Source organism: Pseudomonas sp. NPDC096925 (assembly GCF_044762545.1).
Taxonomy (GTDB): Bacteria; Pseudomonadota; Gammaproteobacteria; order Pseudomonadales; family Pseudomonadaceae; genus Aquipseudomonas.
This window is the reverse complement of record NZ_JBIWEM010000008.1, coordinates 320,770-328,424: the sequence shown is the minus strand read 5'-3', so window position 1 is coordinate 328,424 and position 7,655 is coordinate 320,770. Positions and strand designations below refer to the sequence as shown.

At 62.2% G+C, this 7,655-nt stretch carries 7 protein-coding genes; 4 read left to right on the top strand and 3 right to left on the bottom strand.

Annotated elements, in window-relative coordinates; genetic code table 11:
• Nucleotides 1–541: 541 nt before the first annotated feature.
• The gene (gene tyrS, locus ACIQYU_RS22000) at nt 542–1,741 is read right to left on the bottom strand and encodes a tyrosine--tRNA ligase (protein ID WP_333957062.1); all 1,200 of its coding nucleotides are present in this window, start codon (nt 1,739–1,741) and stop codon (nt 542–544) included.
• Between the two features lie 213 nt (nt 1,742–1,954).
• Here tyrS and ACIQYU_RS21995 point away from each other — a divergent pair, with 213 nt between their 5' ends.
• Both ACIQYU_RS21995 and ACIQYU_RS21990 read left to right on the top strand, forming a co-directional pair.
• Nucleotides 1,955–3,376: a peptidoglycan DD-metalloendopeptidase family protein gene (locus ACIQYU_RS21995; protein ID WP_207834262.1), complete on the top strand. Its 1,422-nt coding sequence runs from the start codon at nt 1,955–1,957 to the stop codon at nt 3,374–3,376.
• A 4-nt stretch (nt 3,377–3,380) separates the two neighbouring features.
• Nucleotides 3,381–4,472 carry an anhydro-N-acetylmuramic acid kinase gene (locus tag ACIQYU_RS21990; RefSeq protein ID WP_241106194.1) on the top strand — a complete coding sequence of 364 codons (1,092 nt, stop codon included), beginning with the start codon at nt 3,381–3,383 and terminating at the stop codon, nt 4,470–4,472.
• Between the two features lie 59 nt (nt 4,473–4,531).
• On the opposite strand, the gene erpA is transcribed toward ACIQYU_RS21990, so the two are convergent.
• Nucleotides 4,532–4,882, bottom strand: a complete 351-nt coding sequence (gene erpA, locus ACIQYU_RS21985; RefSeq protein ID WP_015268740.1) for an iron-sulfur cluster insertion protein ErpA — start codon at nt 4,880–4,882, stop codon at nt 4,532–4,534.
• Nucleotides 4,883–5,028: 146 nt separating this feature from the next.
• Complete coding sequence (argC, locus tag ACIQYU_RS21980; protein ID WP_025337480.1) at nt 5,029–6,063, bottom strand: N-acetyl-gamma-glutamyl-phosphate reductase; 1,035 nt, start codon at nt 6,061–6,063, stop codon at nt 5,029–5,031.
• A 141-nt stretch (nt 6,064–6,204) separates the two neighbouring features.
• On the opposite strand from argC, the gene hemJ reads away from it, so the two are divergent.
• Nucleotides 6,205–6,630, top strand: a complete 426-nt coding sequence (gene hemJ / locus ACIQYU_RS21975; RefSeq protein WP_207834258.1) for a protoporphyrinogen oxidase HemJ — start codon at nt 6,205–6,207, stop codon at nt 6,628–6,630.
• Between the two features lie 28 nt (nt 6,631–6,658).
• On the top strand, nt 6,659–7,615 hold the full coding sequence (locus ACIQYU_RS21970; protein WP_207834256.1) for a nitronate monooxygenase family protein: 957 nt from the start codon (nt 6,659–6,661) through the stop codon (nt 7,613–7,615).
• Nucleotides 7,616–7,655: the final 40 nt, after the last annotated feature.

Below are 7,655 nucleotides of genomic sequence, written 5' to 3'. Positions count from 1 at the left end.
CATGATCAAACTCTTCAGTTCAATACTGCTTGGGTTTTTAAGAAACCCTAAACTTGGCTCAGCAATCTCAAATGACTATGTGATTTCTCGCATGGCCACTTGTGATGCTGATAATCTTTGTGACTATCAGTCCGTACTCACAAGCACCCACACGAATTGCTTGATTCGATTTGTTAAAGAGCGTTTTGTCAAGAGCTTTTCGTCTCAACCGAGGCGCGCATTTTACGCTTTCCTCATTTGCTGTCAAGCGTTTATTTTGAAGTTTTTTGCGAGAAACTCGTTTAGCTTCAAACACTTGACTCAACAGGGTGGCTGGCTTTGCTTCGCTACCGTGTTGGAGTGGTGCGCATTATAGGGCGGCTTTTCAGGAGGTCAACCTTTAATTTCAATAATTTAGAATCTTTTTGGAGAAGACCGCATCAGGGCCGCCAGGTGCTCGCCACAACACCTTCAGCGCCCCACAACCAAAAGCCAAACCCCAAAAACAAAACAGGGAGGCCTACCGGCCTCCCCGCTTCTATATAGCTACACCCAAAGCCAATCACTCAGCCTTCAAGGTAACCCGCGCAAACGACTTCTTGCCCGCCTGACACACATGCGTCGCACCCAGCGCAAACATGAAATCGCGATCAACCACCACACCATCAACCTTGACCGCACCACCACTCAGCAAGTCCCGCGCCTGCGCCGAGTTCTTCACCAGGCCAGCCCGGTTCAACACGGCAGCAATCGGCAGGCTTTCCGCCGCAGCCACTTCGACTTCCGGCAGGTCTTCCGGCAGCTCACCTTCCTTCATACGGTTACCCGCAGCACGGTGAGCATTGGCCGCAGCCTCCTCACCATGGAAGCGCGCAACGATCTCTTCGGCCAGCTTGATCTTGATGTCGCGCGGGTTGGCGCCATTGGCAACATCGGCACGGAACTGCTCGATCTCTTCCATCGAACGGAAGCTCAGCAGCTCGAAGTAGCGCCACATCAACGTATCCGGGATCGATACCAGCTTGCTGTACATCACCCCCGGCGCTTCCTGGATACCTACATAGTTACCCAGCGACTTGGACATCTTCTTCACACCGTCGAGCCCTTCGAGCAGCGGCATGGTCACGATGTTCTGCGCTTCCTGGCCATAGGCGCGCTGCAGTTCGCGCCCCATCAGCAGGTTGAACTTCTGGTCAGTACCACCCAGCTCGACATCCGCCTTCAGCGCCACCGAATCATAGCCCTGCACCAGCGGGTACAGGAACTCGTGGATGGCGATCGGCTGGTTGGTGGTGTAGCGCTTGTCGAAATCATCGCGCTCGAGCATGCGCGCCACGGTGTACTGCGACGCCAGACGAATGAAGTCGGCCGGGGTCAGCTTGTCCATCCAGGTGGAGTTGAACGCGACCTCGGTCTTGGCCGGGTCGAGGATCTTGAACACTTGCTGCTTGTAGGTCTCGGCGTTTTCCAGCACCTGCTCGCGGGTCAGCGGCGGTCGCGTGGCGCTCTTGCCGCTCGGGTCGCCGATCATGCCGGTGAAGTCACCGATCAGGAAGATGACCTGGTGCCCCAGATCCTGGAACTGGCGCAGCTTGTTGATCAGCACCGTGTGCCCAAGGTGCAGGTCAGGCGCGGTCGGGTCGAAGCCGGCCTTGATGCGCAGAGGTTGGCCGCGCTTGAGCTTCTCCACCAGTTCCGACTCGACCAGTACTTCTTCCGCACCGCGCTTGATAAGCGCCAGCTGCTCTTCAACCGACTTCATAGACAAACCCGCAAGGCTCAGATTCAGGGGGAGCCAACCATACAAGATCGGCCGTCAATTACAAGTTTCGCAAAGGAATGTGACCCGAACACAGGCTTGCGGCGTCTACGCGCCCTTGCGTGAAAATGGATTTGGTTATATTTTATACAGTTATTTCATCTTCATCATGTCATTCATCTTTTCCATTTCACCTTTTTCAAAGTCACCTTGCCCATGACCAACGAACCGCCTAAAGCGCCCCCGCTTTATCCGAAAAGCCATCTGTTGGCCGCCAGCGGCATCGCCGCCCTGCTCAGCCTGGCCCTGCTGGTGTTTCCCTCCAGCGAAGTGGAAGCCAAGAAAACCACCCTCAACCTCGAGCTGGAGAGCCCTGCCGAGCAGTTGAAGGACGAATCCCGCGCTGCGCCCCTGGTGCAGGCAGAAACCGAGCAAAGCTCGCCATTCGCCCAGATCGAAGACGCCGCCCCCGAGACCCAGAAGGCCGAACAGGAGGCGCCTGCTGCCGAACCGGTCGTCGAAGCCGCCAAGGAACCCAGCCACCGCGAAGTCACCGTGGCCCGTGGTGATACGCTGTCCACCCTGTTCGCCAAGGTCGGCCTGCCGACCAATGCGGTGCATGACCTGCTGGCCAGCAACAAGCAGGCCAAGCAGTTCAGCCAGCTCAAGCACGGCCAGGTACTGCAGTTCGAGCTCGACAAGGATGGCCAGCTGGCCAGCCTGCACAGCAAGGTCAGCAACCTCGAAACCATTCGCCTGACCAAGACCGCCAAGGGCTACACCTTCAACCGCGAAATCAGCAAGCCGGTAATGCGTACCGCCTACGCCCACGGCGTGATCAAAAGCTCGCTGTCGGCCTCGGCCCAGCGCGCCGGCCTGTCCCACAGCATGACCATGGACATGGCCCGCGTGCTGGGTTACGACATCGATTTCGCCCAGGATATTCGCCCGGGCGACGAATTCGACGTGGTCTACGAGCAGAAAGTGATGGACGGCAAGGTGGTCGGCACCGGCAACATCCTGTCCGCACGCTTCACCAACCGCGGCAAGACCTACACCGCCGTGCGCTATACCAACAAGCAGGGCAATACCAACTACTACACCGCCGATGGCAACAGCCTGCGCAAGGCCTTCATCCGTACCCCGGTCGATTTCGCCCGCATCAGCTCACGCTTCTCCGCCGGCCGCAAGCACCCCATTCTGAACAAGATCCGCGCCCATAAAGGCGTCGACTATGCCGCCCCACGCGGCACGCCGATCAAGGCAGCCGGTGACGGCCGCATCGAACTGGCCGGGCGCCGCGGTGGTTATGGCAACACCGTGATCATCCAGCACGGCAACCGCTACAAGACGCTGTACGGCCACATGCAGGGCTTTGCCAAGGGCATCAAGACCGGCAGCTCGGTCAAGCAGGGCCAGATCATCGGTTACATCGGCACCACCGGCCTGTCCACCGGACCGCACCTGCACTACGAGTTCCAGGTCAACGGTGTACACGTCGACCCGCTGAGCCAGAAAGTGCCGATGGCCGACCCGATCGCCAGGAACGAGCGCCAGCGTTTCCTGCAGCAGAGCCAGCCCCTGATCGCCCGCATGGATCAGGAAAAGGCCACCCTGCTCGCAGCGAACAAGCGCTAAGCCCATGGCGCTCTACCTGGGGGTGATGTCCGGTACCAGCCTCGATGGCCTGGACATTGCCCTGATCAAACAAGGCGAGCAGCTCGAACTGCTCGCCACCCACTACCTGCCCATGCCCGGCGACCTGCGCCAGGAACTGCTGAGCCTTTGCAGCAGCGGCCCTGACGAGATCGCCCGCGCCGCACTGGCAGAAAACCGCTGGGCCAGCCTGGCAGGCGAAGGCATCCGCCAACTGTTGGCCAGGCAAGGGCTGCAGGCCGATGCCATCCGTGCCATCGGCAGCCACGGCCAGACCATCCGCCACGAACCAGCACGCGGTTTTACCGTGCAGATCGGCAACCCGGCGCTACTGGCCGAGCTTACCGGTATCAGCGTGGTCGCTGACTTCCGCCGTCGCGATGTGGCGGCCGGTGGCCAAGGTGCGCCACTGGTGCCGGCCTTCCATGAAACCCTGTTCAGCCACCTCGGCCAGCGCCTGGCCATTCTCAACGTGGGCGGCTTCAGCAACCTCAGCCTGATCGAACACGACAAGCCGGTCCACGGCTTCGACTGTGGCCCGGGCAATGTGCTGCTGGATGCCTGGATCGAGCGCAAGCGCGGCCAGGCCTACGATGCGGATGGGGCGTGGGCTGCCTCGGGTGTGGTGCAGCCCGACTTGCTCAGCGCACTGCTGGCCGACCCGTTCTTCGCCGGCAGCGGCCCGAAGAGCACCGGCCGCGAAGTGTTCAACCTGCCTTGGCTGGATGGCCACCTGGCCCGCTTGCCCGCTTACCGCGACGAGGACGTGCAGGCGACATTGCTGGAGCTGACCGCACGCAGCATCATCGACTCGCTGAGCAACGCCCAGCAAGACACCGAAGCGTTGCTGGTCTGCGGTGGCGGTGCGCGCAACGGCGCCCTGATGGCGCGCCTCGGCCAGTTGCTGCCCGACGCCCGTGTCGCCAGCACCGGTGCCCATGGCGTGGACCCGGACTGGGTCGAAGCCATGGCCTTCGCCTGGCTGGCCCACTGCTGCCTGGAGGGCATCGCCGCCAACCGCCCTAGCGTGACAGCGGCCAAGGGCCTGCGTGTACTCGGCGCAATCTACCCGGCCTGAGCGCTACGCCAGAAAGCAAAACGCCGCGCAATTGCGCGGCGTTTTCGTATAGCCAGGCCTCAGATCGAGAACGACGAGCCGCAGCCGCAGGTGGTAGCAGCATTCGGGTTCTTGATCACGAAGCGCGAACCTTCCAGGCCTTCCTGGTAATCCACTTCGGCGCCAGCCAGGTACTGGAAGCTCATCGGGTCGACCACAAGGGAAACACCCTCGCGCTCAACGATGGTGTCGTCTTCGGCCACGTCTTCATCGAAGGTGAAGCCGTACTGGAAGCCCGAGCAGCCGCCACCGGTGACGAACACGCGCAGCTTCAGACGATCGTTGCCTTCCTCGGAAACCAGGTTCTTCACCTTTTGTGCAGCGCCGTGGGTGAATTCCAAAGCCGTGGGGGTGAAGGTTTCGACGCTCATGTTGATTCTCCCGGCGCGGTAGCCGCCATAAAACTCGATGACGCGCATTATCCGCTTTCCCGAGAAAATCGGTCAAGAATTGTGCGGCTTTAGTCGCGACATACAAAAAGGCCCGCACGACGCGGGCCTTTTCGAACGCTGGCTGCTTACGGCAGCAAGCCCGCGTGGGACAGGCCCATGCGCTCGTCCAGGCCGAACAGGATGTTGAGGTTCTGCACCGCCTGGCCGGACGCGCCCTTGACCAGGTTGTCGATCACCGACAGTACGACTACCAGGTCACCACCCTGCGGGCGATGAACGGCAATACGGCAGACGTTGGCGCCGCGCACGCTGCGGGTTTCCGGGTGGCTGCCCGCCGGCATCACGTCGACGAACGGTTCATCGGCGTAGCGCTTCTCGAACAGCGCCTGCAGGTCGACCGAGGTGTCGGCGACGGTAGCGTACAGGGTCGCGTGAATGCCACGGATCATGGGCGTCAGGTGTGGCACGAAGGTCAGGCCGATATCCTTGCCAGCGGCCAGGCGCAGGCCCTGGCTGATCTCCGGCAGGTGGCGGTGGCCCTTCACCGCGTAGGCTTTCATGCTTTCACCGGCTTCGCAGAACAGCGAACCCACCGCCGCACCACGGCCAGCGCCGCTGACGCCCGACTTGCAGTCGGCGATCAGGCGCGACGGGTCGGCCAGGCCAGCTTCCAGCAGCGGCAGGAAGCCCAGCTGGGTGGCGGTCGGGTAGCAACCCGGCACTGCGATCAGGCGCGCCTGGCGGATCTTCTCGCGGTTGACTTCAGGCAGGCCGTACACCGCGTCTTTGAGCAGCTCTGGCGCACCGTGCGGCTGGCCGTACCACTTGCCCCACTCGGCGGCGTCCTGCAGGCGGAAGTCGGCCGACAGGTCGATCACCTTGGTACCGGCCGCCAGCAGCTCGCCGGCCAGGGCATGGGCTACACCGTGCGGAGTGGCGAAGAACACCACGTCACAGGCGGCCAGGGTCTTGCTGTCCGGCACGCTGAACGCCAGCCCGTCATAGTGGCCGCGCAGGTTCGGGTACATGTCCGCCACTGCAACGCCCGCCTCGGAGCGCGAAGTGATGACCGCCACCTCGGCCTGTGGATGCTGTGCCAGCAGACGCAACAGTTCGACGCCGGTGTAACCCGTGCCGCCGACGATACCGACCTTGATCATAACGCTTGCCCCTTATCAACGAGCCGTCTGGAAAGCGCACGATAATAGGGGCGCAAGGCGCCTGTAACAACTCTTCGGGTGACCCTTCGGGCGCTTGACCACTACTATCTGACGACCGTGTATACCTGAAGGAACTCCCCCATGCTTTACCTATGGATCAAAGCGCTGCATATCGTCAGCGTGGTCTGCTGGTTCGCCGGCCTTTTCTACCTGCCGCGGTTGTTCGTCTACCACGCCCAAAGCCAGGACAGCATCAGCCAGGAACGCTTCGTGACCATGGAGCGCAAGCTGTTTCGCGGCATCATGAACCCGGCGATGATCGCCACCTACGTGTTCGGCGCGTGGATGCTCTACCTCACACCCGGCTGGCTCAGCCAGGGCTGGCTGCATGCCAAGCTGACCCTGGTCATCCTGCTGACCGTCTACCATCACATGTGCGGCGCCCAGCGCAAACGCTTCGCCAGCGGCAGCAACACCCACGGCCACGTCTACTATCGCTGGTTCAATGAAGTACCCGTGCTGTTCCTGCTGGGTATCGTAATTCTGGTGGTGGTCAAACCGTTCTGACATAGCCACTCGCTCAAGGAGCCTTGCCATGTCGCTACCTGCCTCCCTCGAACAACGCCTGCGCCTGCCCGTGGTTGCCGCACCGATGTTCCTGATCTCCAACCCCAGGCTGGTATTGGCCTGCTGCGCCAGCGGCGTGGTCGGCAGCTTCCCGGCCCTAAACCAGCGTGACAGCGCCGGTTTCAAGGCCTGGCTGGAGGAAATCGAGACAGGCATGGCGCAATTGCAGGCGCCAGCGCCCTATGCCGTGAACCTGATCGTCCACCCGACCAACCCGCGCCTGCAGGCCGACCTGGCGTTGTGCGTGGAACACCGCGTGCCGATCGTCATTACCAGCCTGGGCGCGGTGAAGGAAGTGGTCGATGCCGTGCATGGCTACGGCGGCCTGGTGTTCCACGATGTCACCACCCGCCGCCATGCCGAGAAAGCCGCCGAAGCCGGTGTCGATGGCCTGATCGCCGTCGCCGCCGGCGCAGGCGGCCATGCCGGCACCTGGAGCCCGTTCGCCCTGGCCGCGGAAATTCGCCAGTTCTTCGACAAGACACTGCTGCTGGCCGGCTGCCTCAACCACGGCCACGAGATCCTCGCCGCGCAAATGCTGGGTGCGGACCTTGCGTACATGGGTACCCGCTTCATCGCCACCGCAGAAAGCCAGGCCCCGGGCGCCTACAAGCAGATGCTGCTCGATGCCCATGCCGCCGACATCATCCACACCCCGGCGGTGTCCGGCGTGCCTGCCAGCTTCCTGCGCCCGAGCCTGGAGCAGGCTGGCTATGACATGAACGCCCTCAAGCGCGGCCACGAACAAGGCAAGCTCAAGCCGATCGACGACGAAGCCAAGGCCTGGAAGACCGTGTGGTCGGCGGGCCAGGGGGTCGGCGGTATCGACGACCTGCCCAGCGCCAGCGCGCTGATCGGCCGGCTGCATGACGAGTACCGGGACGCCCTGGAACGCTGCCAGGCCCTGCGCGCGCGGACCTTGTAGCAAAAGGCAACACCTTGCCCGGCCAAGCTGTACACTAGGC